This is a genomic window from Streptomyces sp. NPDC048521 (assembly GCF_043199855.1).
Lineage (GTDB): Bacteria > Actinomycetota > Actinomycetes > Streptomycetales > Streptomycetaceae > Streptomyces.
This window is the reverse complement of sequence record NZ_JBICWR010000002.1, coordinates 1-26289: the sequence shown is the minus strand read 5'-3', so window position 1 is coordinate 26289 and position 26289 is coordinate 1. Positions and strand designations below refer to the sequence as shown.

The 26289-nt window shown below is 72.1% G+C and carries 20 protein-coding genes and 2 pseudogenes; 13 read left to right on the top strand and 9 right to left on the bottom strand.

The features are described from left to right. Position 1 precedes the first annotated feature (1 nt). Together ACGFRF_RS04560 and ACGFRF_RS04555 are read left to right on the top strand one after the other, a co-directional pair. On the top strand, positions 2-1216 hold the full coding sequence (locus tag ACGFRF_RS04560; protein WP_393737121.1) for an acetyl-CoA C-acetyltransferase: 1215 nt from the start codon (positions 2-4) through the stop codon (positions 1214-1216). A gap of 41 nt (positions 1217-1257) precedes the next feature. Beyond that, on the top strand, positions 1258-3441 hold the full coding sequence (locus tag ACGFRF_RS04555; RefSeq protein ID WP_393737120.1) for a 3-hydroxyacyl-CoA dehydrogenase NAD-binding domain-containing protein: 2184 nt from the start codon (positions 1258-1260) through the stop codon (positions 3439-3441). Here the strand turns inward: ACGFRF_RS04555 and ACGFRF_RS04550 are convergent. After that, the gene (locus ACGFRF_RS04550; protein WP_393737119.1) at positions 3427-4134 is read right to left on the bottom strand and encodes a MerR family transcriptional regulator; all 708 of its coding nucleotides are present in this window, start codon (positions 4132-4134) and stop codon (positions 3427-3429) included. The two genes, ACGFRF_RS04555 and ACGFRF_RS04550, sit on opposite strands and share 15 nt — an antisense overlap. 210 nt (positions 4135-4344) lie before the next feature. Between ACGFRF_RS04550 and ACGFRF_RS04545 the strand changes: the two genes are divergently transcribed. The 3 genes and pseudogenes from ACGFRF_RS04545 (at position 4345) to ACGFRF_RS04535 (ending at position 7070) form a co-directional block, all read left to right on the top strand. Continuing rightward, positions 4345-5820, top strand: a complete 1476-nt coding sequence (locus ACGFRF_RS04545) for an amino acid permease (protein WP_393737118.1) — start codon at positions 4345-4347, stop codon at positions 5818-5820. Positions 5821-5875: 55 nt separating this feature from the next. Beyond that, positions 5876-6177 (top strand): annotated as a pseudogene (locus ACGFRF_RS04540) (Appr-1-p processing protein); the annotation flags it as partial. Beyond that, a complete protein-coding gene (locus tag ACGFRF_RS04535; protein WP_393737117.1) occupies positions 6174-7070 on the top strand; it encodes an adenosine kinase in 897 nt (298 codons plus the stop codon). The pseudogene ACGFRF_RS04540 and the gene ACGFRF_RS04535, both read left to right, overlap by 4 nt. Before the next feature lie 26 nt (positions 7071-7096). On the opposite strand, the gene ACGFRF_RS04530 is transcribed toward ACGFRF_RS04535, so the two are convergent. Next, positions 7097-8584, bottom strand: coding sequence for a M1 family metallopeptidase (locus tag ACGFRF_RS04530; protein ID WP_393737116.1), 1488 nt, complete (start codon positions 8582-8584; stop codon positions 7097-7099). Between the two features lie 187 nt (positions 8585-8771). Here ACGFRF_RS04530 and ACGFRF_RS04525 point away from each other — a divergent pair, with 187 nt between their 5' ends. Next, positions 8772-10727, top strand: a complete 1956-nt coding sequence (locus ACGFRF_RS04525) for a Xaa-Pro dipeptidyl-peptidase (protein ID WP_393737115.1) — start codon at positions 8772-8774, stop codon at positions 10725-10727. Between the two features lie 676 nt (positions 10728-11403). Here ACGFRF_RS04525 and ACGFRF_RS04520 read toward each other — a convergent pair. After that, a complete protein-coding gene (locus tag ACGFRF_RS04520; RefSeq protein WP_393737665.1) occupies positions 11404-12318 on the bottom strand; it encodes an FAD-dependent oxidoreductase in 915 nt (304 codons plus the stop codon). Between the two features lie 101 nt (positions 12319-12419). Between ACGFRF_RS04520 and ACGFRF_RS04515 the strand changes: the two are divergent. Together ACGFRF_RS04515 and ACGFRF_RS04510 are read left to right on the top strand one after the other, a co-directional pair. Then, positions 12420-13479, top strand: a pseudogene (locus ACGFRF_RS04515) (oxidoreductase). Positions 13480-13515: 36 nt separating this feature from the next. Continuing rightward, positions 13516-15156, top strand: coding sequence for an ABC-F family ATP-binding cassette domain-containing protein (locus tag ACGFRF_RS04510; RefSeq protein WP_393737114.1), 1641 nt, complete (start codon positions 13516-13518; stop codon positions 15154-15156). 179 nt (positions 15157-15335) lie between these two features. Here the strand turns inward: ACGFRF_RS04510 and ACGFRF_RS04505 are convergent, their stop codons facing one another. Both ACGFRF_RS04505 and ACGFRF_RS04500 read right to left on the bottom strand, forming a co-directional pair. Next, positions 15336-17753 carry a Tex family protein gene (locus ACGFRF_RS04505; RefSeq protein WP_393737113.1) on the bottom strand — a complete coding sequence of 806 codons (2418 nt, stop codon included), beginning with the start codon at positions 17751-17753 and terminating at the stop codon, positions 15336-15338. A gap of 103 nt (positions 17754-17856) precedes the next feature. Then, positions 17857-17988, bottom strand: a complete 132-nt coding sequence (locus ACGFRF_RS04500) for an LPFR motif small protein (protein WP_251095718.1) — start codon at positions 17986-17988, stop codon at positions 17857-17859. A 140-nt stretch (positions 17989-18128) separates the two neighbouring features. On the opposite strand from ACGFRF_RS04500, the gene ACGFRF_RS04495 reads away from it, so the two are divergent. Together ACGFRF_RS04495 and ACGFRF_RS04490 are read left to right on the top strand one after the other, a co-directional pair. Continuing rightward, complete coding sequence (locus ACGFRF_RS04495; protein WP_393737112.1) at positions 18129-19088, top strand: GlxA family transcriptional regulator; 960 nt, start codon at positions 18129-18131, stop codon at positions 19086-19088. 35 nt (positions 19089-19123) lie between these two features. Next, positions 19124-19759, top strand: coding sequence for a DJ-1/PfpI family protein (locus tag ACGFRF_RS04490; RefSeq protein WP_393737111.1), 636 nt, complete (start codon positions 19124-19126; stop codon positions 19757-19759). Here ACGFRF_RS04490 and ACGFRF_RS04485 read toward each other — a convergent pair. Then, positions 19746-20501, bottom strand: a complete 756-nt coding sequence (locus tag ACGFRF_RS04485) for an enoyl-CoA hydratase/isomerase family protein (RefSeq protein WP_393737110.1) — start codon at positions 20499-20501, stop codon at positions 19746-19748. The genes ACGFRF_RS04490 and ACGFRF_RS04485 overlap by 14 nt on opposite strands. 279 nt (positions 20502-20780) lie before the next feature. On the opposite strand from ACGFRF_RS04485, the gene ACGFRF_RS04480 reads away from it, so the two are divergent. Beyond that, positions 20781-21275: an ATP-binding protein gene (locus ACGFRF_RS04480; RefSeq protein WP_393737664.1), complete on the top strand. Its 495-nt coding sequence runs from the start codon at positions 20781-20783 to the stop codon at positions 21273-21275. Between the two features lie 13 nt (positions 21276-21288). On the opposite strand, the gene idi is transcribed toward ACGFRF_RS04480, so the two are convergent. The 3 genes from idi to galE form a co-directional block, all read right to left on the bottom strand. Further along, a complete protein-coding gene (gene idi, locus ACGFRF_RS04475) occupies positions 21289-21882 on the bottom strand; it encodes an isopentenyl-diphosphate Delta-isomerase (protein WP_393737109.1) in 594 nt (197 codons plus the stop codon). A 177-nt stretch (positions 21883-22059) separates the two neighbouring features. Then, positions 22060-23001, bottom strand: a complete 942-nt coding sequence (locus tag ACGFRF_RS04470; RefSeq protein ID WP_393737108.1) for a cation diffusion facilitator family transporter — start codon at positions 22999-23001, stop codon at positions 22060-22062. A gap of 131 nt (positions 23002-23132) precedes the next feature. Further along, a complete protein-coding gene (gene galE, locus ACGFRF_RS04465) occupies positions 23133-24104 on the bottom strand; it encodes a UDP-glucose 4-epimerase GalE (protein ID WP_393737107.1) in 972 nt (323 codons plus the stop codon). Positions 24105-24371: 267 nt separating this feature from the next. Between galE and ACGFRF_RS04460 the strand changes: the two genes are divergently transcribed. After that, positions 24372-26174: a DUF5941 domain-containing protein gene (locus tag ACGFRF_RS04460; protein WP_393737106.1), complete on the top strand. Its 1803-nt coding sequence runs from the start codon at positions 24372-24374 to the stop codon at positions 26172-26174. After that, positions 26171-26289, top strand: a 119-nt coding sequence (locus ACGFRF_RS04455) for a sugar phosphate nucleotidyltransferase (protein WP_393737663.1), incomplete at its 3' end; no start/stop codon positions are given. The genes ACGFRF_RS04460 and ACGFRF_RS04455, both read left to right, overlap by 4 nt.

Below are 26289 nucleotides of genomic sequence, written 5' to 3'. Positions count from 1 at the left end.
AGTGAGCACCGAAGCGTACGTGTACGACGCGATCCGCACCCCGCGCGGCCGCGGCAAGGCGAACGGCGCCCTGCACGGCACGAAGCCCATCGACCTGGTCGTCGGCCTCATCCACGAGATCCGCGACCGCTTCCCCGGCCTCGACCCGGCCGCGATCGACGACATCGTGCTCGGTGTCGTCGGCCCCGTCGGCGACCAGGGCTCCGACATCGCCCGGATCGCCGCGATCGCCGCCGGACTGCCGGACACGGTCGCGGGCGTGCAGGAGAACCGCTTCTGTGCCTCCGGTCTGGAGGCGGTCAACCTGGCCGCCGCCAAGGTCCGTGCGGGCTGGGAGGACCTGGTCCTCGCCGGTGGTGTCGAGTCCATGTCCCGCGTCCCGATGGCGTCCGACGGCGGCGCCTGGTTCAACGACCCCATGACCAACCTCGCGGTCAACTTCGTCCCCCAGGGCATCAGCGCCGACCTCATCGCCACCGTCGAGGGCTTCTCCCGCCGGGACGTCGACGAGTACGCGGCCCTGTCGCAGGAGCGTGCCGCCACCGCCTGGAAGGAGGGCCGTTTCGACCGCTCCGTCGTCCCCGTCAAGGACCGCAGCGGCCTGACCGTCCTGGACCACGACGAGCACCTGCGCCCCGGCACCACCGCCGAATCGCTCGCGAAGCTCAAGCCGTCGTTCGCGGACATCGGCGAGCTGGGCGGCTTCGACGCCGTGGCGCTGCAGAAGTACCACTGGGTGGAGAAGATCGACCACGTCCACCACGCGGGCAACTCCTCCGGCATCGTGGACGGCGCCTCGCTCGTCGCGATCGGCTCCAAGGAGGTCGGCGAGCGCTACGGCCTGACCCCGCGCGCGCGGATCGTCTCCGCGGCCGTCTCCGGCTCCGAGCCGACCATCATGCTCACCGGCCCCGCCCCCGCCACCCGCAAGGCCCTCGCCAAGGCCGGCCTGACCATCGACGACATCGACCTGGTCGAGATCAACGAGGCGTTCGCCGCGGTCGTGCTGCGCTTCGCCAAGGACATGGGCCTGTCACTGGACAAGATCAACGTCAACGGCGGCGCCATCGCCCTCGGCCACCCGCTCGGCGCGACCGGCGCCATGATCCTCGGCTCGCTCGTCGACGAACTCGAGCGCCAGGACAAGCGGTACGGCCTCGCCACGCTGTGTGTCGGCGGCGGCATGGGCATCGCCACGATCATCGAGCGCATCTGAACTCCCCGCGGAAACAAGCGACTTCAACGGAGACGACTGTCATGACCGAGAGCACCACCATCCGCTGGGAGCAGGACGACACCGGTGTCGTCACCCTCGTCCTGGACGACCCCGACCAGTCCGCGAACACCATGAACCAGGCGTTCCGCGACTCCCTCGCCGCGATCACCGACCGGCTGGAGGCCGAGAAGGACTCCGTCCGGGGCATCATCTTCACCTCCGCGAAGAAGACCTTCTTCGCGGGCGGCGACCTGCGCGACCTGATCCGGGTCACGCCCGACACCGCGCAGGAGCTGTTCGACGGCGGCCTCGCCATCAAGCGGAACCTGCGCCGCATCGAGACCCTCGGCAAACCGGTCGTCGCGGCGATCAACGGCGCGGCCCTCGGCGGCGGCTTCGAACTGGCCCTCACCTGCCACCACCGGGTGGCCCTCGACACCTCCGGCACCAAGATCGGCTGCCCCGAGGTCACCCTCGGCCTGCTGCCCGGCGGCGGTGGAGTCGTCCGCACCGTGCGGCTGCTGGGCATCGCCGACGCGCTGCTGAAGGTGCTCCTCCAGGGCACGCAGTACAACGCGCGGCGCGCCCAGGAGAACGGTCTCGTCCACGAGGTCGCCGCCACGCCGGAGGAACTGCTCGCCAAGGCCCGCGCGTTCATCGACGCCAACCCCGAGTCCCAGCAGCCCTGGGACAAGCCGGGCTACAGGATCCCCGGCGGCACCCCGGCCAACCCGAAGTTCGCCGCCAACCTGCCCGCCTTCCCGGCGACCCTGCGCAAGCAGACGGGCGGCGCCCCGTACCCGGCCCCGCGCAACATCCTCGCCGCGGCCGTCGAGGGCTCCCAGGTCGACTTCGAGACCGCCCAGGTCATCGAGGCCCGCTACTTCGTGGAGCTGGCCGCCGGACAGACCTCGAAGAACATGATCCAGGCGTTCTTCTTCGACCTCCAGGCCGTCAACTCCGGCGCGAACCGGCCGCAGGGCATCGAGCCCCGCCCGGTCCGCAAGGTCGCCGTCCTCGGCGCCGGCATGATGGGCGCCGGCATCGCCTACTCGTGCGCCCGCGCGGGCATCGACGTCGTCCTGAAGGACGTCTCCGTGGACGCGGCCGTCAAGGGCAAGGGCTACTCCGAGAAGCTGTGCGCCAAGGCCGTCGCCAAGGGCCGTACCAGCCAGGAGAAGGCCGACGCGCTGCTCGCCCGGATCACACCCACCGCCGAGGCGGCCGACCTCGCCGGCTGCGACGCGGTCATCGAGGCCGTCTTCGAGGACACGACCCTCAAGCACAAGGTGTTCCAGGAGATCGAGTCGGTCGTCGCCCCGGACGCGCTGCTGTGCTCCAACACCTCCACGCTGCCGATCACCACCCTCGCCGAGGGCGTGGAGCGCCAGGCCGACTTCATCGGGCTGCACTTCTTCTCACCCGTCGACAAGATGCCGCTGGTCGAGATCATCAAGGGCGAGCGCACCGGAGACGAGGCCCTCGCCCGGGCCTTCGACCTGGTCCGGCAGATCAACAAGACGCCGATCGTCGTCAACGACTCGCGCGGCTTCTTCACCTCCCGGGTGATCGGCCACTTCATCAACGAGGGCGTCGCCATGGTCGGCGAGGGCGTCGAGCCCGCCTCCGTGGAGCAGGCCGCGGCCCAGGCCGGCTACCCCGCCAAGGTGCTCTCCCTCATGGACGAGCTGACCCTGACCCTCCCGCGCAAGATCCGTAACGAGACCAGGCGGGCCGTGGAGGCGTCGGGCGGCACCTGGACCGCGCACCCGGCCGAGGCGGTCATCGACCGCATGGTCGACGAGTTCGGCCGCACCGGGCGCAGCGGCGGCGCCGGCTTCTACGACTACGCGGAGGACGGCAAGCGCGCCGGGCTCTGGCCGGGCCTGCGCGAGCACTTCACGAAGCCCGGACACGAGATCCCGTTCCGGGACATGCAGGAGCGCATGCTCTTCGCCGAGGCGCTCGACACCGTCCGCCTCCTCGAAGAGGGCGTCCTGACCTCCGTCGCCGACGCCAACATCGGCTCCATCCTCGGCATCGGCTTCCCCGGCTGGACCGGCGGCGTGCTCCAGTACATCAACGGCTACGAAGGCGGCCTGCCCGGATTCGTGGCCCGCGCGCGGGAACTCGCCGAGCGCTACGGGGAGCGCTTCACCCCGCCCGCGCTGCTCGTGCACAAGGCGGAGAAGGGGGAGCGGTTCAGCGACTCAGCCCGTTCCTGACCCGGTCAGCCACTCGCTCAGCTCTTCCCGCAGCGATCGCTGGAAAGTGGTCAGCAGCGCCTGCACCACCAAGGGGTGCATGTGCGCCGACAGGGACTTCACGTCCCGGGCGGCACGCTCCGCCACCTCGCCGCGGAAGAGCTGGGAGAGTTCGCGGGCGGCGGCGCGCGAGTGCTCCACGAGCACCTTGCGCGCCGCGAGGATCGCCTCCTGCGACAGCGGTACGTCGAGGAGCTGGACGCCGAGCCGGAGCAGCCCGGCGTCCACCCGGAACGTGTCGTCGTCCCCCGGCACGACGACGTTCATCGCCGCCAGCCGCTCCACGTCCTCCTCGCCCAGCGGCCGTCCCGCCCGCCGCTCCAGTTCCCGGCGCGACACCGTCTCCACCGCGTCCGGCGCCCAGGACGCGACCACCGCGCGGTGGATCGCCAGATCGTGCGGCGTGAGATCGGGCGGCAGCTGCCGCAGATACCGCTCGATCGCCGCCAGGGTCATGCCCTGCTGCTGCAACTCCTCGATGAGGGCCAGCCGGGCCACATGACCGGGCCCGTAGTGACCCACCCGGCGCGGACCGATCACCGGCGGCGGGAGCAGCCCCTTGCTGCCGTAGAAACGGACGGTGCGGACCGTGACGCCCGCCCGCGCGGCCAGCTCGTCGACGGTGAGGGACGTCTCCTCGGCATCGGTCGTCATGTACAGCAGTATCGCTGTCTCACCAACGGTGTGAAACCTGCGGAGGACATGTGAGAAGTACCGCGGTGTGACGTGGGACATCGCATACCGGCAGATCCTCCTGGGAAGCTGCTGCCTTGGTCTGTGCCGCGACACAAGGGTGGTGCGGGCCAAGACCTGCACGAACCCCGGGCCCACGAGGTCCGGGCGCACCAGGAAGTGGAACCACCCGTGAGCAAGGAAGCCGTGGAATCGGCACAGGCCACCCCCCGTCCCCAGGTGACCCGGACGCCCGCGGACGCGGGCGACGCCGGTTACAGCAAGGACCTCAAGGCCCGCCACGTCAACATGATCGCCATCGGCGGCGCCATCGGCACCGGCCTCTTCCTGGGCGCCGGCGGCCGCCTGCACAACGCGGGCCCGGCGCTCGCGCTGGCCTACCTGGTCTGCGGAGTCTTCGCCTTCTTCGTGGTCCGCGCGCTCGGTGAGCTGGTCCTGTACCGCCCGTCCTCCGGCTCCTTCGTGAGCTACGCGCGCGAGTTCCTCGGCGAGAAGGGCGCCTACGTCGCCGGCTGGATGTACTTCCTGAACTGGTCGACCACCGGCATCGCCGACATCACCGCGATCGCGCTCTACACGCACTACTGGAGCATGTTCACCTCCATCCCCCAGTGGGTGCTGGCGCTGATCGCCCTCGCGGTGGTCCTCGCCGTGAACCTGATCTCGGTGAAGATCTTCGGCGAGATGGAGTTCTGGTTCGCGATCATCAAGGTCGCCACCCTGGTGAGCTTCATGTTCGTCGGCATCTTCCTGCTCGCCACCCAGCACGACGTCGACGGCACCAAGCCGGGCCTGAGCGTCGTCACCGACCACGGCGGCCTGTTCCCGCACGGCCTGATGCCGGTCGTCCTGGTCATGCAGGGCGTGATCTTCGCCTATGCCGCCCTGGAACTGGTCGGCGTCGCCGCCGGTGAGACCGCCGAGCCGGAGAAGGTCGTCCCGCGCGCGGTGAACTCGATCATGTGGCGCGTGGGCCTGTTCTACGTCGGCTCCGTCGTGCTGCTCGCCCTGCTGCTGCCCGGCTCGGTGTACTCCGCCGACCAGAGCCCGTTCGTGACCGTGCTGTCCAAGATCGGTGTCCCGGCGGCCGGCGACGTGATGAACCTGGTCGTGCTGACCGCGGCCATGTCCTCGCTGAACTCGGGCCTGTACTCCACCGGCCGCATCCTGCGCTCGATGGCGACGGCCGGCTCGGCGCCGAAGTTCACCGCCCGCATGAACCGCAGCCAGGTCCCCTACGGCGGCATCCTGCTGACCTGCGCGGTCTGCGTGCTCGGCGTCGGCCTGAACTACCTGATGCCCAGCCAGGCCTTCGAGATCGTGCTGAACGTCGCCTCCCTCGGCATCATCAGCACCTGGGTGATCATCATGATCTGTCACCTGATCTTCGTCCGCCGCGCCCGCGCGGGCCTGGTGGCCCGGCCGCACTTCCAGCTGAAGTTCAGCCCGGTCACCGAGATCGCCACCATCACCTTCCTGCTGGTCTGCCTCGGCATGATGGGGAACGACCCCGAGGTCGGCCGCAAGACCCTGCTCCTCATCCCTGTGATCGCCGCCATGCTGGTCGCCGGCTGGTTCGGCGTCCGCCGCCGGGTGACCCGCGGCACCGACCAGGAGCTGACGCAGATGTCGACGCCGTCCGAGTAGCGGCCCCCACACCACTGTCAGCGGCATCGCCTACGGTGGCGTCATGTCCGGGATCTTCGCCCTGGGCGCGGTCCAGCTGGTGCAGGCCGAGCGGAATGTGTGGGTGGCCACCATGATCGGACAGCGCGGGACCAGGACCGGCAGCAAGGGCGTCCCCGTCCGCTACGAGGCGATCGACACCGCCCTCGGCCGTCTCGCCGGCGAAGTGACCGAACTCGGCGCGTCCGTGCACCTGCCCCGCATAGGCTGCGGCCTGCGGGCGGCAAGCGGTCCCGCACAGAGCCCCTCGTCACCGGACGTCTGGTGCGGCGGGGGATCGCGATGACGGTGTACGACCACGGGGAGGGCGGCGCATGAGCGGACGCATCGATGTTCTGGTGCTGGGCGGGGCGGGGGTGGACACGATCGTCCCCGTCCCCGAGCTGCCCCTGCCGTACGCGGACAGTTACATGATCGACTCCGGGATCCGCACCCGGGCCGGGCAGACCGGTGACTTCGTCGCCCTGGGCCTGGCCACGCTCGGCCTGGACACCCACCACCTCGACCTGCTCGGCGACGACCCCGAGGGCGACCTCGTCCGCGCCCTGCACCGCGAGCACGGCATCGCGCTCACCGCGCTCCCGCAGCCCGCCGGCACCAAGCGCGCGGTCAACCTGGTCGGCCCGGACGGCCGCCGCCTGTCCCTGTACGACACCAGCCGCGCCCGTCCCGACGACCGTTTCCCCGAGGCCACGCTGCGCGAGCTGGCCGCCGCCGGACGGCACGTCCACGTGACCATCACCCAGCCGTGCGCCCACGCCCTGCCGGTCCTCCGCGAGACCGGCGTGCCGCTCTCCACGGACCTGCACGACTGGGACGGCGAGAACCCGTACCACGAGCCGTTCGCCCACGCGGCCGACGTCGTCTTCCTGTCCGCCGCCGCCCTGACCGACCCCGAGCGGACCATGCGGCGCATCGCCGAACGCGGCCGGGCCGAGACCGTCGTCGCCACCGCCGGAGCCCAGGGCGCGTACCTGCTGGCCGACGGCGAACTGACGAAGGTACCCGCGGTGACCCCGCCCGGACCGGTTGTCGACTCCAACGGCGCGGGCGACGCCTTCGCCGCCGCGTTCCTCTACGGCCGGCTCACCGGCGCGCCGCCCGAGCGATGCGCCCGGTACGGGGCGATCGCGGGCGCCTACGCGTGCACCGTCCCGGCCTCCCGCGCGGACGCGATAGGCCGGGACGAACTGCTGCGGCGGGCGGCCTGACCCATTCGGTGAGGCGCCCGGTGGGCTCAGTGCCCGTGGACGCCGTTCGTGGCCTCGATCTTCTTCCACGACGTCGGCTGTGCGACGGCCGTACCGGTCTTCACCAGGGACCGGGCCGCGGGCGCCGCCGGCTTCGACGGCTGGAACAGCCAGGTGCCGAACAGCGCGGACAGGGGCTTGCCGGACACCTGCTCGGCGTACTTCTGGAAGTCGGCCACCGAGGCGTTGCCGTACGCGTGCTCCTTCGGCCAGCCCTTCAGGATCGCGAAGAACGCGTCGTCACCGATCTCGTTGCGCAGCGCCTGGATGGCCAGCGCGCCACGGTCGTAGACGGCGATGTCGAACTGGTTGTCCGGACCCGGGTCACCGGGCTCGACCGTCCAGAACGCGTCGTCGGCCGGGTGCGAGGCGTACACGTAGTCGGCGAGTTCCTGCGCGGTGCCCTCGCCCTCGTGCTCGGACCACAGCCACTGCGCGTACCGGGCGAAGCCCTCGTTGATCCAGATGTCCTTCCAGTCCTTCAGCGACACGTCGTCGCCGTACCACTGGTGGGCCAGCTCGTGCACGACGACCGAGGTGTTCGAGCCGTTCGCGAACTGCCGCGGGCTGTAGTACACGCGGGTCTGGTTCTCCAGCGCGTACCCGGTGGTGGTGTTCGGCACGTACCCGCCGGCCGAACCGAACGGATACGGCCCGAAGTAGCCGCTCAGCCAGTCGACGATCTCCCCGGTGCGCTCCACGCTCGCCCGCGCGGCCCCGTCGTTGTCGCCGAGGTCCTTGCTGTAGGCGTTGATGACGGGCACACCGCCGTCGGAGGTGCTGGTGGTGATGTCGAACTTGCCGAGCGCGAGCGTGGCCAGATAGGTCGCCTGCGGCTTGTTCTGCCGCCAGTTGTAGCGGGTCCAGCCCAGCTTCGAGACGGCCGACTGCAGTGTGCCGTTGGAGATGGCCTGGGTGCCGTCCGGCACGGCCACCGACACGTCGTAGGTCGCCTTGTCGAGCGGGTGGTCGTTGCTCGGGAACCACCACCAGGCGGCCTCGGGCTCGTTGGCGGCCACGCCGCCGTCGGGCGTGCGGTGCCAGGAGGTGAAGCCGTACGCGCTCTTCACCGACGGCACCCCGCTGTAGCGGACGACCACCGTGATCGGCGTGCCCTTCGCGAGCGGTGTCTTCGGGGTGACGACCAGTTCGTGCTGGCCCGAGGTTGCGAAGGCCGCCTTCGCGCCGTTGACCCGCACCTCGCTGACGTCCAGCAGGAAGTCCAGGTCGAAGCGGGACAGATCCTGCGTGGTCCTCGCCAGGATGGTCGCCGTGCCCTGCAACTCGTCCGTCCTCGGCTGGTACTGCAGCCTCAGGTCGTAGTGCGAGACGTCGTAGCCGCCGTTGCCGTAGTACGGGTAGTAGGGATCGCCGATGCCCGGCGCGCCGGGGGAGTAGCTCGCGGCCGATGCCGGGATCGCCAGCAGGAGGGAGGCCGCCGCGAGTGCGCCCGGCGCGATGATTCTGCGGTGCACGTCAGCTCCAAGTCGTCAGGACCGTAAGTCCGTTCGGAGAAGTCCGTTCGGAGCCTATTCAGTCCCTGTGGCACCTGACCTGTCCATGGCCCCTTCTGTCACACGATCGCCATTCAGCCGTCACGAGCGCCGCTCGTCCCTCAGATGCCCCCTTTTGTGCGGGAGTTCACCGGAGTACCGTCCGCGCATGCCGACACGCACGCGCCTCACGATCTGGAGAACGCTCGCCGCAGCGGCCGTCGCCACCCTGACGGCCCTCTTCCTCACCCCGGCCGCCGCACACGCCGCGCCGCCGCGCGAGAGCCGGCCCGTCTACTCCTACGCCGACGCCGTCCGCGAGTCCGTGTGGGTCGACACGGGACTCGACGGGGACGGCGACGGGAGGACCGACCGCGTCGCCGCCGACATCGTGCGACCCGCCGAACCGGCCCGGCAGGGCCGCAAGGTGCCGGTCATCATGGACGCCAGCCCGTACTACTCCTGCTGCGGGCGCGGCAACGAGAGCCAGCTGAAGACGTACGACGCCGACGGCCACGTCGTCCAGATGCCGCTGTTCTACGACAACTACTTCGTGCCCCGCGGCTACGCCTTCGTCGGGGTGGACCTCATGGGCACCAACCGCTCCGACGGCTGCGTCGACGTCGGCGGCCGCTCCGACATCCAGTCCGCGAAGGCCGTCGTCGACTGGCTCAACGGCCGCGCCGAGGCGTACACCAGCCGTACCGGCGGCACACCGGTCAAGGCCGGCTGGACCGACGGCCGCACCGGCATGATCGGCAAGAGCTGGGACGGCACGATCGCCAACGGCGTCGCCGCCACCGGCGTCAAGGGGCTGAAGACCATCGTCCCGATCAGCGCCATCTCCTCCTGGTACGACTACTACTTCGCCCAGGGCGCCCCGCTCTACGACGGCGGCCCCGACGAACTGGCCGGCTACGTCGAGAGCGACGACGCGCAGGCCCACTGCGCGGCCGTGCGGAAGAAGCTCGCCGACGGCAGCCCGTCCAGCGGCGACTGGACCCCGCTGTGGACCGAGCGGGACTACGTCAAGGACGCGGCCCGGGTGCGCGCCAGCGTGTTCGTCGTGCACGGCATGCAGGACCTCAACGTCCGTACCAAGCACTTCGGCCAGTGGTGGGACGCGCTCGCCCGGCACGGCGTCGAGCGGAAGATCTGGCTGTCCCAGACCGGGCACGTCGACCCCTTCGACTACCGGCGCGGCGCCTGGGTCGACACCCTGCACCGCTGGTTCGACCATGAACTCCTCGGCTACGACAACGGCATCGACCGCGAGCCGATGGCCGACGTCGAACGCCACCCCGACCAATGGGTCACGTCCCGGGCATGGCCGCCGCACGGCACCCGCGCCACCACCCTGCACCCCGCCCCCGGCACGCAGGCCGGCGTCGGCACCCTCGGCACGCGCCGGGCGGGCGGCACCGAGACCTTCACCGACGACCCGAAGCTGAGCGAGACCGACTGGGCCGCCCACCTCACCACGTCCACACCGGAGAAGGCCGGCTTCCTCACGGCACCGCTCACCCGGGACCTGCGCCTGTCCGGCTCCTCCCAGGTGACGGTCACCGCCACTGCGACCACGACCTCGGCCCACCTGACCGCCGTCCTGGTCGACCTCGGCCCCGACACCATCCGTGACTACGCCGACAACGCCGAGGGCATCACCACGCTCACCGACCGCACCTGCTGGGGCGAGAGCACGGCCGGGGACAGCGCCTGCTTCAAGGAGACCGAGGCGAGGACGGCCGACGTCGACTACACCGTGTTCAGCCGCGGCTGGGCCGACCTCGGCCACCACGCCTCCCTCGGCAAGGGTGTCCCGCTCACCCCGGGCACGGCGTACACGATCACCCTCGACCTCGCGGCCACCGACCACGTCGTCCCCCAGGGGCACCGGCTGGCCCTGATCGTCGCCGGCACGGACAAGGACCTCATCGACCCACCGTCCACGAAGCCGACCCTCACCGTGTCCCTGTCCGGCACCAGCGCGAAGCTCCCCCTGGTCGGCGGCGCGCCGGCCTTCACCCGCGCCACCACCGGCAGTTCCTCCTCCCCGGCCCCCAGGCCCACCACCCTGAACGGCGTCCGCACCCCCCACACCGCCCAGCACATCCCCACGCCCTGACGGCAGAGGCGGCCGGGGGAGGGCAGCCCGCGCCCCCGGCCGGCGCCCACGTTGACGAGCACCCGCCGGGCTGACGAGCCGGACCCCCAGAAAGCCGCCCCGATCTCCGCCGGCCCGGTGCCTCGGACGGCAGGGCTGCCCTCCGGGTCCCTGCCGGGGCGTGGGCTCGGGGGTCGGGTCGCCGCCGCGGTCTTTTCCGGCTGAGGGCTCGGGTGGCCGGGTTGCCGTCCCGGTCTTTGCCTGTTGAGGGGGGTCGGCGTGCCGTCCCGGTCCTGCCGGGTGGGGGGTTCGGGCGGTCGGGTCACCGTCCCGGTCTTTGTCGGTTGAGGGCTGGGCTGCGCTCCAGGTCCCTGCCTGGTGTCGGCTCGGATGGTCGGGAGCCGCCGCGATCTTTTCCCGCTGAGGGCTCGGACGGCCGTCCCGGTTCCTGCCGGGTGGAGGGTTCGGGCGGTCGGGTCACCGCCCCGGTCTGTCGAGGGCTGGGTGCCGTCCCGGTTCCTGCCGGTGTGGGCTCGGGTGGTCGGGTCGCCGCCGCGGTCTTTTCCGGCTGAGGGCTCGGGTGGCCGGGTTGCCGTCCCGGTCTTTGCCTGTTGAGGGCTGGGTGCCGTCCCGGTTCCTGTCGGGGCGGGGGCTCGGGTGGTCGGGATGTCGCCCCGGTCCTCGGCGTGGTCGGTGTTCAGGTGGTCGGGGACGCCAGGTCGGCGGCCTCGCGGGCGCAGCCCCAGGCCACCGTGATCCCGGCGCCGCCGTGGCCGTAGTTGTGCACCAGCGCGCGGCCGTCCGGCAGGGGCTGCCGTTCCAGTCGTACGGCGTCGCGGGCCGGTCGCAGTCCCACCCGGTGGGCCAGCACCCGCGCGCCCGCGATCTCCGGCCGGACCGCCGCGCAGCGGGCGACGATCGCCGCGGCGGTGTCCGGGTCCGGTTCCAGCGACCAGTCGTCCTCCTCGGCCGTACCGCCGAGGAGAAGTCCGCCGGGCTGCGGTATGAAGTAGGTGGAGGCCGCGGACCCGTGGTCGACCGAGGTGAACCAGGTGTCGATGCCGGGGTTCGCCACGACCACCAGTTGCCCGCGCACCGGACGCACAGCAGGGTCCGGCACCAGTGAACGAGCCCCCAGTCCGGTGCAGTTGACCACCACCGCGGCGGGCACCGCGGTCAGGTCGGTCACCTCGCGCCGCTCCACCGTCCCTCCGGCCTTCACCAGCCGCTCCCGCAACCACGCCAGATGCGCCGGCATGTCGATCACGGGCAGTCGGGCCGCCAGCCCGTCGGCCACCGCCCGCAGCCCCGGCACCCGCCCCGCCCACTCACCCAGTTCGTCCAGCCCGGTCCCCCGATGTACGCCGTCGACCAGGCGTACGCCCGTCTCCTCCGGGCGCGCCGCCAACTCCTCGTACACCTGGAGGGATTCCAGCGCCCACGCACCGACCAGCGGCTCCGGTTCGATGCGGTACGGCCACCACAGGCCGCCGGCGACCGCCGAGGTCGTACGCCCGGCGGGCTCCCGCGCCCACACCCGGACCCGCCGCCCGGACTCGGCCAGCACCACGGCCGTCGTCAACCCGGCGACCCCGCCACCGACCACGATCACTTCGTCACTCGGCTCGCTCTCCACGCGAGGACGATAGGCCCTGCCCGGCCGAATATATCATGCAGCGCTCACATCCGTCCCGGTGTGGGGATACTCACAGCATGTCTGCCGCATACGCGACCTTCGGCCTGGCACCGGCGATGCGTGCCGGCGACGTCCTGGCCGACGGCGGCTACCGGATCCACCGCGACTTCGTGGACTTCGTAGTGGACGGCCGTCCGCTGTTGTTCCGGCTGTCCGACCTGGACGCCGTCTCGCCGCTCGCCTCGGACGTCCCGCCGGCCATCTTCACCGAGCACGTGCGCGCCCTGCTCCTGGAGGTCGAACCACCGCTGCCCGACGGCCGGTTCGTCATCTACGGCTGCCCCGAGTGCGAGGACCTGGCCTGCGGTGCGGTCACCGCCGTCATCGAGCAGGACGGCGAGGACTACATCTGGCGGGACTTCGCCTGGCAGACGGACGACACCGCCGACCTGGAACTCAACGGCTACCACGGCATAGGGCCGTTCCGTTTCCACGGCCCCGAGTACCGCGCGGCCCTGGCCGCGCTGATCGACGGCGCCGACGGCCCATCCGCGCCCCGTCGCAGGGTCCTGCTGATCGGCGCCCGGGTCGCCGTACTCGCCAGGCTGGCCGCCGCACTGCGCACCATCGGGATCGGCGCCGACATCACCCAGGACGCCCGGGGCGTCCCCGCGGAAGAACTGCGCGGGTACGGCGCCGTCGCCTTCGGCCGCGCGGTCGGCGAGGCGGAACGGGCAGCCGTGCTGGAGGCGTTCGACCGTGCCGGGGTCGAGGTGGCCCACGTGGACGGCCTGGCCCCGATCGTTCCGCTGCTCGTCGCACAGATCGAGCACGCTCTGGACCGAAGCCCGGTGTCACAGCGCCGGCTGACCGGCCTGACCGCCGGGGACGACACCGCGGAGATCGAGGTGGCCTCCCCGTGCCGGGTGCGCGTCACCGCGTACCGTCTCGACCGGTTGCACCGCACCCACCGCCACGACGTGTTCGACGGCACCCTGGAGCCCGGCCTGGCACCGCCTCCCCCTGGACCCCGGAGCGGTCAAGGGGGAGGCGTACCTCGTCGCCCGGACCGCCCAGGGCGTCCTCGCGACACCGGTGCCGCAGGTGGGCGCGTCCGGCCCGGGGAAACCCCGCTGATACCCGGGCGTCCGGCCCATTAGGATCGGCGTTCTGATGACTGCCACCCTCGTCGCCAAGAACCTCGCCGCCGGGCACGGCGACCGCTCCCTCTTCTCCGGTCTCGACCTCGTCGTCGCGCCCGGCGACGTGATCGGGCTGGTCGGCGCCAACGGTGCGGGCAAGTCCACCCTGCTCCGCCTGCTCGCCGGGCTCACCGCACCCGAGCAGGGCGAACTGCGGCTGTCCCCGCCGACCGCGACCGTCGGCCACCTGCCGCAGGAGCCCGAGCGCAGGCCGGGGGAGACCGTCCGGGCATTCCTGGCCCGCCGCACCGGCGTCACCGAGGCGCAGCGCGTGATGGACGAGGCGACCCAGGCGCTGGTCGACGGCGCGCCCGGCGCCGACGACGCCTACGCGACCGCGCTGGAACGCTGGCTCGGTCTCGGCGGCGCCGACCTGGACGAGCGTGCGGAGGAGGTCGCCGACTCCCTCGGCCTCGCCGTGGACCTGGACCAGCCGATGACCTCCCTGTCCGGCGGCCAGGCGGCCCGCGCCGGCCTCGCCTCCCTCCTGCTGTCCCGCTACGACGTCTTCCTGCTCGACGAGCCCACCAACGACCTCGACCTCGACGGCCTGGAGCGCCTGGAACGCTTCGTCACCGGCCTGCGCGCGGGCACGGTCGTCGTCAGCCACGACCGCGAGTTCCTCACCCGCACCGTCACCAAGGTCCTCGAACTCGACCTCGCCCAGCAGCAGATCAACCTCTACGGCGGCGGCTACGCGGCCTACCTGGAGGAGCGCGAGGTGGCCCGCCGGCACGCCCGCGAGGACTACGAGGAGTACGAGGGGAAGAAGTACGCCCTAGAGGACCGGGCCCGGACGCAGCGGTCCTGGATGGACAAGGGCGTGAAGAACGCCCGGCGCAAGGCCGGCAACGACAACGACAAGATCGGCCGCAAGTTCCGCAGCGAGGCCAGTGAGAAGCAGGCCGCCAAGGCCCGGCAGACCCAGCGCATGATCGAGCGCCTGGACGTGGTCGAGGAGCCCCGCAAGGAGTGGGAGCTGCGCATGGAGATCGCGGCCGCTCCGCGCTCCGGCGCCGTGGTCGCGACCCTGCGGGACGCCGAGGTCAGGCGCGGCGACTTCACCTTCGGCCCGGTGTCCCTGCAGATCGACTGGGCGGACCGGGTCGCGGTCACCGGAGCGAACGGAGCCGGGAAGTCCACCCTGCTCGGTGCGCTGCTGGGCCGCGTCCCGCTCGACTCCGGGCATGCCGCCCTCGGCTCGGGGGTCCTGGTCGGCGAGGTCGACCAGGCCCGGGGACACTTCCACGGCCCGGAGACGCTGCTCGACGCCTTCCGCGCGGCCGTCCCCGACACCGACCCCGTCGACGTCCGTACCCTGCTCGCCAAGTTCGGCCTGAGATCCGAGCACGTACTGCGCCCGGCCGCGACCCTCTCCCCGGGCGAGCGCACCCGTGCCGCCCTCGCGCTGCTCCAGGGCCGGGGCGTCAACCTCCTCGTGCTGGACGAGCCGACGAACCACCTCGACCTGCCGGCCATCGAACAACTGGAGTCGGCCCTCGACGCCTACGAGGGCACGCTGCTCCTGGTCACCCACGACCGGCGCATGCTGGACGCGGTCCGGGTGACCCGTCGCCTCGAGGTGGCGGACGGCAAGGTGACCGAGCGCTAGGGCCTGTCTGACCACTCCCGTCTGCCGCGCGCAACGACGCGAATGGTCAGACAGGCCCTGGGCCCGGGCCGGTGCCCGGCCGGGGCGATGGGCCCAGCGGGCGGCGGCCAGGGGCTCTCGGGGCAGGGGTTGTCGGCCGGGACGAGGGCCGGAGCGGCATGGCTCCGGCCCTCGTCCGGTCAGCGCTTCTTGGGGTCCAGCAGGCCCGCCCGGCGCAGCGCGTCGGCCATCGCGCTGTTGGCCGGGGCCGGCGCCTGCCGTCCGCCCCGGTCACCGCCAGCACGGCCCTGCCGCTGACCCTGACCGCCCTGTCGCTGTCCCTGACCGCCCTGCCGTTGCTGGGGCGGCCGGGCGCCGCCCCCGCGCTGCTGCCGGCCGCCGCCCTGCCCCTGCGGGGCGGCCTCGTCGTCCAGGCGCAGGGTCAGCGCGATCCGCTTGCGCGGGATGTCCACGTCCAGGACCTTCACCTTGACGATGTCACCCGGCTTCACGACATCCCGCGGGTCCTTGACGAACGTCTTGGACATCGCCGAGACGTGCACCAGACCGTCCTGGTGGACGCCGATGTCCACGAAGGCGCCGAAGGCGGCCACGTTCGTGACCACGCCTTCCAGGACCATCCCGGCGGACAGGTCGGAGATCTTCTCCACGCCCTCCTTGAAGGTGGCCGTCTTGAAGGCGGGACGCGGATCGCGGCCCGGCTTCTCCAGCTCCCTGAGGATGTCGGTGACGGTCGGCAGACCGAAGGTGTCGTCCACGAAGTCGGCGGGCCGCAGCGAGCGCAGCACGCCGGTGTTCCCGATGAGGGAGGCCACCTCCTGGCCCGTGGTCTTCACCATCCGGCGCACCACCGGGTAGGCCTCCGGGTGCACGCTGGAGGAGTCCAGCGGGTCGTCGCCGCCTCGGATGCGCAGGAAGCCCGCGCACTGCTCGTACGCCTTCGGGCCGAGCCGCGCCACCTTCTTCAGCTCCGAGCGGGAACGGAACGGCCCGTTCTGGTCCCGGTGCGCGACGATGTTCTCGGCGAGCCCGGCGGAGATGCCCGACACCCGCGAGAGCAGCGGCACGGACGCGGTGTTGACGTCCACACCGACGCCGTTGACGCAGTCCTCGACGACCGCGTCCAGCGAGCGGGACAGCTTCACCTCGGACAGGTCGTGCTGGTACTGGCCGACACCGATGGACTTCGGGTCGATCTTCACCAGCTCGGCCAGCGGGTCCTGCAGACGCCGGGCGATGGAGACCGCGCCGCGCAGCGAGACGTCCATGCCGGGCAGTTCCTGCGAGGCGTACTGCGACGCCGAGTACACGGACGCGCCCGCCTCGGAGACCATCACCTTGGTGAGCTTCAGCTCCGGGTGCTTGGAGATCAGTTCACCGGCGAGCTTGTCGGTCTCCCGGGACGCCGTGCCGTTGCCGATGGCGACCAGCTCGACCGCGTGCTCCTCGGCGAGCCGCGCCAGCTTGGCGATCGCCTCGTCCCACTTGTTGGCCGGGACGTGCGGGTAGATCACGTCCGTCGCGACGACCTTGCCGGTCGCGTCGACCACCGCGACCTTCACTCCCGTACGGAACCCGGGGTCCAGGCCGAGTGTCGCGCGCGTGCCGGCCGGCGCGGCCAGCAGCAGGTCGCGCAGGTTCGCGGCGAAGACGTTCACCGCCTCGTCCTCGGCGGCGGTCCGCAGCCGCAACCGGATGTCGAGGCCCAGGTGGACGAGGAGGCGGGTGCGCCAGGCCCAGCGGACCGTGTCCGTCAGCCACTTGTCGGCGGGCCGGCCCCGGTCGGCGATCCCGAACCTCGAGGCGACGATCCCCTCGTACGAGGACGGAACCGATGAGGACTCAGCCGGTTCCTCCGGCTCCAGGACGAGGTCCAGGACCTCCTCCTTCTCGCCGCGCAGCATCGCCAGGATCCGGTGCGAGGGCAGCTCGGTGAAGGGCTCGGCGAAGTCGAAGTAGTCGGCGAACTTGGCGCCCGCCTCCTCCTTGCCCTCGCGCACCTTGGCGGCCAGCCGCCCGCGCACCCACATGCGCTCGCGCAGCTCGCCGATCAGGTCGGCGTCCTCCGAGAACCGCTCGGTGAGGATCGCCCGCGCGCCGTCCAGCGCGGCCTGCGCATCGGCGACGCCCTTGTCCGCGGCCACGAACGCGGCCGCGGCCGCCAGCGGCTCGACCGTCGGGTCGCCCAGCAGGCCCTCCGCGAGCGGCTCCAGGCCCGCCTCGCGCGCGATCTGCGCCTTCGTACGCCGCTTGGGCTTGTAGGGCAGGTAGATGTCCTCCAGGCGCGCCTTCGTCTCGGCGCCCCGGATCCGCGCCTCCAGCTCCTCGGTGAGCTTGCCCTGCTCGCGCACCGACTCCAGGATCGCGGTCCGCCGCTCCTCGAGCTCCCGCAGATAGCGCAGCCGCTCCTCGATCGTGCGCAGCTGCGCGTCGTCGAGCATCTCGGTCGCTTCCTTGCGGTAGCGGGCGATGAAGGGCACCGTCGAACCGCCGTCGAGCAGCTCGACCGCGGCCTTCACCTGCCGCTCCCGTACGCCGAGTTCCTCGGCGATCCTGCCTTCGATGGACCCTACTTCGATGGATCCGGGTGTCGTCACGATCCCGTACCGCCTTCTCCACTGAGGTTGCGCGGCAATTGTGGCAGGTGGCGCCGACAATCGGGGATCAGGGCGGCGCGCGGCGGGCCGCCGGGTCCAGATCTCAGGCGCGGCTCCCGCGGGCGGAGGACGAAGCCCCGCCGAACAACCGGGCCACGGCCCGGAACGGAAGCGTCACCACCGTGGCGATGGCCCCGCCGATCTGGCGCAACACGTCTGCGATGGCACGGAACACGAAACCCTCTCCCTTCCGCCCGGTCCCGGTGACCGGACAGGGAACGGGTACCTCCGCGGAGCCCGCTGGAACCCCGCGTGGCAGGAAAGGTGGGAAACGCGTCGTTGCGGCCATGCCCGGACCCGCCAAGAATCGCGGTCATGGCACAGCGAACCGTCCTGATCGTCGTCTTCGACGGCGTCCAGAGCCTCGACGTCACCGGTCCTCTGGAAGTGTTCACCGGTGCCGAGAGGCGCATCCCGGGCTCCTACCGCATCCGTACGGCGTCCCTGGACGGCGGCCCGGTGCGCACCTCCAGCGGGCTGACCCTCGTACCGGACGGCTCCCTGGCGGACGCGGACGGACCGCACACCCTGGTGGTCCCGGGCGGCGAGGGCACCCGCAGCCCCGACCCGCGGCTGGTGGCGTGGCTGCGGGGCCACGGCCCGCGCGCGCGGCGCCTGGTCTCCGTGTGCACCGGAGCGATCCTGCTCGCCCGTGCCGGGCTCCTGGACGGCCGCCGGGTCACGACGCACTGGGCGTACTGCGAGAAGCTCGCCCGGGACCATCCCGCCGTCCGGGTCGACCCCGACCCGATCTTCGTACGGGACGGGGACGTGGCCACCTCGGCCGGCGTGACCGCGGGCATCGACCTCGCCCTCGCGCTGGTGGAGGAGGACCTGGGCCGGGACGCCGCGCTGACCGTCGCCCGCCATCTGGTGGTGTTCCTGCGCAGACCGGGGAACCAGGCCCAGTTCAGCGCCCAGCTGGCCGCCCAGACCGCCCGGCGCGGACCGCTCCGGGACGTCCAGCAGTGGATCACCGAGCACCCGGACGGCGACCTCGGTGTCGACGCGCTGGCCGCCCGCGCCGCCCTGTCGCCGCGTCACTTCGCCCGCGCCTTCCATGCCGAGACCGGGACGACACCCGGCCGCTACGTCGACCGGGTCCGCCTCGAGCACGCCCGCCGCCTGCTGGAGGACACCGCCGACGGCATCGAGGAGATCTCCCGCGCCAGCGGCTACGGCACCCCCGAGGCCATGCGCCGCGCCTTCGTGCGCGCCCTCGGCGCCTCCCCGGCCGAGTACCGGCGCCGGTTCCGCCCGGCGCCCGCCCCCTGATCCACCGACACCCGTCCGACGCAAGGGGAGAACACATGCAGATCGCCATCGTCCTCTACGACCGGTTCACCGCCCTGGACGCCGTGGGCCCCTACGAGACCCTCGGCCGGCTGCCGGACGCGCGGACGGTCTTCGTCGCCGAGGAGACCGGACCGGTGCGCACGGACACCGGGAACCTCGCGATCACCGCCGACCGGGCCCTCACCGACGTACCGTCCCCGGACCTCGTCATCGTGCCGGGCGGTCCCGGACAGCACGCCCTGATGGACCACGCGCCCCTGCTCGACTGGCTGCGCACCGCCGACGCCACCAGCACCTGGACCACCTCGGTGTGCACCGGCTCGCTGCTGCTGGCCGCCGCCGGTCTGCTCACCGGTCGTCGCGCCACCTCGCACTGGCTCGCCCTCGACATGCTGGAGCGGTACGGCGCGCGGCCCACCGGCGAACGGGTCGTGTTCGACGGCAAGTACGTCACCGCGGCCGGTGTCTCCGCCGGCATCGACATGGGCCTCGCACTGCTCGGCAGGATCGCCGGCGACGACTACGCCCAGGCCGTCCAGCTCGCCACCGAGTACGACCCGCAGCCGCCGTACGACGCCGGCTCCCCGGAGAAGGCTCCCGCACACCTGGTCGCCGAACTCCGCGGGCACAGCCGGTTCATTCTGACGTAGACACGCTCCAGGTGAAGCGCGGCCGCCTGCGCTCCAGGAACGCGGCGACCCCCTCCGCGGTGTCGCCGCCGCCGCGCGCCTGCTCCGCCCAGTGCCCGTCCCGGTCGGTCCGGCCGTTCGCGAATTCCTTCGCGGCGGCCTGGGTGAGCTGCGAGCGGGACGCCAGGGTCCGGGTCAACTCGGCGACCCGATCGTCCAGTTCGCCCTCGGGCAGCACCTCGTCCACGAGCCCGGTGCGCAGGGCGCGCCGAGCGTCGATCAAGTCGGCAGTGAACAGCAGGTACTTCGCGGTGGCCGGACCCACCAGCGACACCAGCCGCCGGGTCGAGGAGGCGGGGTAGACGATGCCCAGCCGGGCCGGTGTCACCCCGAACAGCGCGCCCTCCTGCGCCAGTCGCAGATCGCAGGCCGCCGCGAGCTGCGCACCACCGCCCACACAGTGCCCGCGCACCGCGGCGAGGGTGGGTTTCGGGAACGCGGCCAGGGCCTCCTCGGCCGCCACCGCGAGCCCCTGTGCCTCCTGGGGCGAGTCCTGGAGCGTGGAGATGTCCGCGCCCGCGCAGAAGGTCCCGCCCTCCCCGGTCAGCACCAGCGCCCGGACGCCCGGGTCGTGCGCGAACCGGTCCAGCAGCGGCGGCAGCGCCCGCCACATCGCGGCCGTCATGGCGTTGCGCTTGGCCGGGTGGCGGATCACGACGGTGGCGACGGAGTCGACGACCCGGTGCGACAGCTGGGGCTCCATGCGCCGGATGCTATCCGCCGCACCGTGCCGCCGATCGAGAGGCCCGGAGTGAGGTACGACTCGGTCTGCTCCTCGTGCGCGCCGGACTCCTACAAGACGAAGAGTTCGCGAACCGGCGTGCGGGGCAGACAGGAACAGTCCTTCAAGTGACCATGTCATACGCCAACGGTCAGATCCGTTCGATACCAGCTGACTTCTGTTCAGGTATCCGGGCCGGAGCGGATCGTTACCAACACTCGACGTGTGGTGACAATCGAGCGCGAGGGTGGCGACCGGACGATGGACAACCACGGGCGCGGGGACGACCCGCGCCCAGCGGGGGGCGCCGAGCGGCCGCCCGACCCACTGCCGTACGAAGGCGTCTGGCGGTTCACCGCGCCCGCCGTGGACGCCTCGGTCCCGCAGGCGCGGCGCGCGGTACGCGACCTGCTGCTGCGCCAGGGCGTACCGGTCTCCGACGAGCTGAGCTACGGCCTGCTGCTGATCGTCTCCGAGCTGGTCACGAACGCGGTCAAGCACGCGGCGCTGCTGTCGCCGATGCTGGCCGTGGAGGTGGCCGTCGGCGCCGAGTGGGTGCGGGTGTCCGTGGAGGACAACCATCCCTACCGCCCGACCGCCCTGGAGGCCGATCACGGCCAGACGGGCGGCCGGGGGCTGCTCCTGGTCCGCGAGGTGGCCCGGGAGGCGGGCGGGGTGGTCGACGTGGAGCACACGGCGAGCGGGGGCAAGGTGATCTGGGCCGCCATGCCGCTCAAACCCGCGATCCTCATGTAGGGACGGCCGAGGGCTACCAGCCTGCGGACGGGCCCGTCAGCTCCTTGATCGCCGGGCGGGCCGCGTCCAGCACGGTCATGAACCAGGCCGAGAACGGATCCCGGGCGTGCCGCTGAGCCAGCTCGGCCGCCGTGACGAAGGCGGTCGAGGCGATCTCCTCCGCGTCCGGCGCGAGCGGCGCCTGCACCAGGCCGACGAACAGGTGGTTGTACTCCTGCTCCACCAGCCCCGAGGCCGGGTCCGGGTGGTGGTAGCGGACCGTGCCCGCCTCCGCCAGCAGCGAGGGGGACACGCCCAGCTCCTCGTGCGTGCGCCGGGCCGCCGCCGCGAACGGCGCCTCACCGGGGTAGGGGTGGCCGCAGCAGGTGTTGGACCACACACCGGGCGAGTGGTACTTGCCGAGGGCCCGCTGCTGGAGCAGCAGCCGGCCCTGCTCGTCGAAGAGGAACACGGAGAACGCGCGGTGCAGCTGCCCCGGTGGCTGATGGGCGGCGAGCTTCTCCGCCGTACCGATCGTCATACCCTTCTCGTCGACCAGTTCCAGCAAAATCGCCTCTGCGGTGCCCTTCGACGAGCTGTGCGTCGCGGTGGCAGGTGTGATCGGCATACCCATCCTTCGCCTCGGTCTTCGCACCCCAAGTCTGCCGTACGAATCCGGCACTCCCGGCACTTCCCGGCACGTACGCGCGCGGCGCGGCACCGGAAGTGGGACCCGGTAGATCATGCTGCCCGGCACCTGTCGCACAGAACCGTCCGGGGGTGCGCCGAACTGGAGTTCCCGCGGTCAGTGGCAGAGCCGCGCCTCGTGCTCCGCGTGCCCGCCCGGCTCCAGCTGGAAGGTGCAGTGCTCCACGTCGAAGTGGTCGCCGAGGCAGCCCTGCAGTTCGTGCAGCATCTTCTCGTTGCCTATGGCGTTCAGCACCTCGGAGCTGACCACCACGTGCGCGGACAGCACGGGCATGCCGGAAGTGATCGTCCAGGCGTGCAGATCGTGCACGTCCTCCACCCCGTCCAGCGCCAGGATGTGCGCCCGGACCTCCGTCATGTCGACGTTCTTCGGGGCCGCCTCCAGCAGCACGTCCAGCGTCTCGCGCAGCAGCTTCACCGTCCTCGGCACGATCATCACCGCGATCACCAGCGAGGCGATGGGGTCGGCCGGCTGCCAGCCGGTGGCCAGGATCACGGCCGCCGAGATCAGCACCGCCACCGAGCCGAGCGCGTCCGCGGCCACCTCCAGGAAGGCGCCGCGCACGTTCAGGCTCTCCTTCTGCCCGCGCATCAGCAGGGTCAGCGAGATCGTGTTGGCCACCAGACCGACCAGACCGAACACGATCATCTGGCCGCCCCGGGTGTCCGCGGGCGTGACGAACCGCTCGATCGCCTCGTAGAGGACGTACCCGCCGACACCGAGCAGCAGCAGGCAGTTGGCCAGCGCCGCGAGGATCTCGGCGCGGGCGTACCCGAACGTGCGGTTGGTGCTCGCCGGGCGGTTCGCGAAGTGGATCGCGAGCAGGGCCATGCCGAGGCCCACCGCGTCGGTCGCCATGTGCGCCGCGTCCGCGATCAGCGCGAGGGAGTCCGCGACCAGGCCGCCGACGAACTCGACCACCATGACCGTGAGCGTGATGCCCAGCGCGATGCGCAGCCGGCCCCGGTACGCGGCCGCGGCCGTACCCGTGGCAGGCGCAGCGGCGTGCGCATGCCCGTGGTCGTGCCCTGCCCCCATGACTACCGCCCTTCCGTGTGCCGTCAGGGAGCCAGTGAACTACGGGCTGGGGGTATCGGGCAACGCGGCACTGAACACCGTTGTCATGTGCCCTGACCTGCGGAAACGATCCGCAGGTCAGGGGGCTCGGCTCAGTTGCCGTGGTGCAGCCGCCAGCCCTGCCAGGCCGAGTCGACCATCTCCCGCACCCCGCGCCGGGCCCGCCAGCCCAGTTCCTCGGCGGCCCGCTCGGCCGAGGCGACCGCGCGCGGCGCGTCTCCCGGGCGGCGCCCCTCCACCAGGGGCGGCCGGCGGTCCCCGGTGACCTCACCGATGACGTCGATCAGCTCACGCACCGAGACGCCCTCGCCCCGGCCGACGTTCAGCGTCAGATCGCCGGCCAGGTCCCCGTCGGCGAGCCGCCGGGCCGCCGCCAGGTGCGCCTCGGCGAGGTCGGCCACGTGGATGTAGTCCCGGACGCAGGTGCCGTCCGGCGTCGGATAGTCGGCGCCGAAGATCCGCGGGGCCTCGTCGCGGGTGAGCCGGTCGAAGACCATCGGCACGATGTTGAACACCCCGGTGTCCGCCAGTTCCGGCGCGGCCGCGCCCGCCACGTTGAAGTAGCGCAGGCACACCGTGGAGATCCCGTGTGCCTGCCCCGCCGCCCGCACCAGCCACTCACCGGCCAGCTTGGTCTCGCCGTAGGGGTTCACCGGGGCGCACGGGGTGTCCTCGGTGATCAGGTCCACGTCGGGGTTGCCGTACACGGCCGCCGACGAGGAGAACAGCAGTCGGCGGATGCCCGCCTCGGCGACCGCGTCCAGCAGCGTGGCCAGGCCGCCGACGTTCTCCCGGTAGTAACGGGTGGGCTCGGCCACGGACTCGGCGACCTGCTTGCGCGCCGCGAGATGGACGACACCCGTCACGCCGTGCTCGGCGAAGACCCGCTTGAGCCGCTCCCCGTCCAGCGTCGAGCCCTCGACGAGCGGGACCTGTGCGGGCAGCCGGGCGGGCACGGCGGCCGACAGGTCGTCCAGCGCCACGACGCTCTCCCCGGCACCGGCCATGGCCCGTGCCACATGCGCCCCGATGTATCCGGCTCCGCCGGTGATCAGCCACGTCATGGTCGCCCACCCTATGCCCGGCCCGCCCGGTGTCCCGGATGCCCGGGTCTGCCCCCACGGGTTTGTGGGCGGGGCCCCGGATCCCCGATGATGATCGCGGCAAAGGCCGGGGCAGCCCCCGTGGACCGGCCCGTGAACGGCCGGTGAACACGGGCTCCGACCCATCCGATAACCTCTGCCGACATGCCGCCCGGGTGCCGCAGGCAGGGGCGCCCCACCACGCAGAAGACCGGCGCCCGCGCGCCGGCACCCAGGGAGTGAGTTCGGTTGTCGACCGCCATCGTCACCGGTCCGCCGGTCCCCGGATCGTCGCTCGAGAACGATCTGCGGTCGCTCGGCTTCGACGTGCGGGTGGCAGTGGACGCCTCCGAGGCGGAGACCCTGCTCGCCGCCGCTCCCGCCACGGACCGCGTGGCCCTGGTCGACGCCCGCTTCGTCGGTCACCTGCACAGCCTGCGCCTCGGCCTGACCGACCCGCGCTTCCCGCTCGCCGCCGTCCCCGGCGCCGTCACCGCGCAGCCGGCCGCCCGGCAGGCGCTGACCCGCGCCCTGGCCCGCGAGACCTCCGCGGGTGGTGGCACGGCGGTCGCCGTGGACAGCCTGGCCGACCGCATCGTCACGGCCCTCGACGCCGACGGCAGCGAGGTGCACCGGCCGGAGCTGGGCAGCCTGGTGGCCGCCGTCCCGGCCGATCCGCAGGCCCGCAACGAGGCCCGGCAGTCCGTCGCCGCCGTGGACGAGGAGACCGTCCGCCTGAAGTCGGCCGTGAAGTCCCGCGACGGCTTCTTCACCACGTTCTTCATCAGCCCGTACTCGCGCTACCTCGCCCGCTGGTGCGCCCGCCGGGGCCTGACCCCGAACCAGGTCACCACGGCCTCCCTGCTCACCGCCCTCATAGCGGCCGGCTGCGCGGCCACCGGCACCCGCGGCGGGTTCGTCGCCGCCGGCGTGCTGCTCATCGCCTCCTTCGTGCTGGACTGCACCGACGGCCAGCTCGCCCGCTACGCCCTGAAGTACTCCACGCTCGGCGCCTGGCTCGACGCCACCTTCGACCGGGCCAAGGAGTACGCCTACTACGCCGGTCTCGCCCTCGGCGCGGCCCGCGGCGGCCATGACGATGTATGGGCCCTCGCGCTCGGCGCGATGATCCTCCAGACCTGCCGGCACGTGGTCGACTTCTCCTTCAACGAGGCCAACCACGACGCCACCGCCAACACCAGCCCCACCGCCGCCCTCTCCGACAAGCTCGACAGCGTCGGGTGGACGGTCTGGGTGCGCCGCATGATCGTGCTGCCGATCGGCGAGCGCTGGGCCATGATCGCGATCCTGACGGCGGCCACGACCCCGCGGATCACCTTCTACGCGCTGCTCGTCGGCTGCGCCTTCGCGGCGACCTACACCACGGCGGGCCGCGTGCTGCGCTCCTTGACGCGCAAGGCGCGGCGCACCGACCGGGCGGCCCAGGCGCTGGCGGACCTGGCCGACTCCGGTCCGCTCGCCGAGGCCGTCCGGCGGGTGCTGAAGCGGGGCCTGCCCGGGCTCGCCGTGCCCGCCGTGGCCCTGCTGGGCGGCGCGGCCGTCCTGGCCTGCTCGGCCCTCACCGACTTCGGCGGCGTCCTGCCGGTCGCCGGCGCCCTGGTGTACGTCCTCGCCTCGGCCCTGGCCGTCGCCCGCCCCCTCAAGGGCGCCCTCGACTGGCTGGTACCGCCGTTCTTCCGGGCCGCCGAGTACGGCACCGTCCTCGCCCTCGCGGCACAAGCGGACGTGAACGGAGCCCTTCCAGCGGCTTTCGGCCTGGTGGCCGCCGTCGCCTACCATCACTACGACACGGTGTACCGCATCCGCGGCAACGCCGGTGCGCCCCCGGCCTGGCTGGTGCGCGCCATCGGTGGGCACGAGGGGCGGACGCTGCTCGTCGCTGTCCTCGCGGCGGCGCTCACCCCCTCTCAGTTCAAGGTCGCGCTCACGGTCCTCGCCGTGGCCGTCGCCGTGGTGGTGCTCGTCGAGAGCATCCGCTTCTGGGTGTCCGCCGGGGCGCCCGCCGTACACGATGAAGGAGAAACCGCATGATCGGCCTCGTGCTGGCTGCGGGCGCCGGGCGGCGTCTGCGCCCCTACACCGACACCCTGCCCAAGGCTCTGGTGCCGGTGGGCCCCGAGGGCGCGGAGGAGTCGCTGACGGTCCT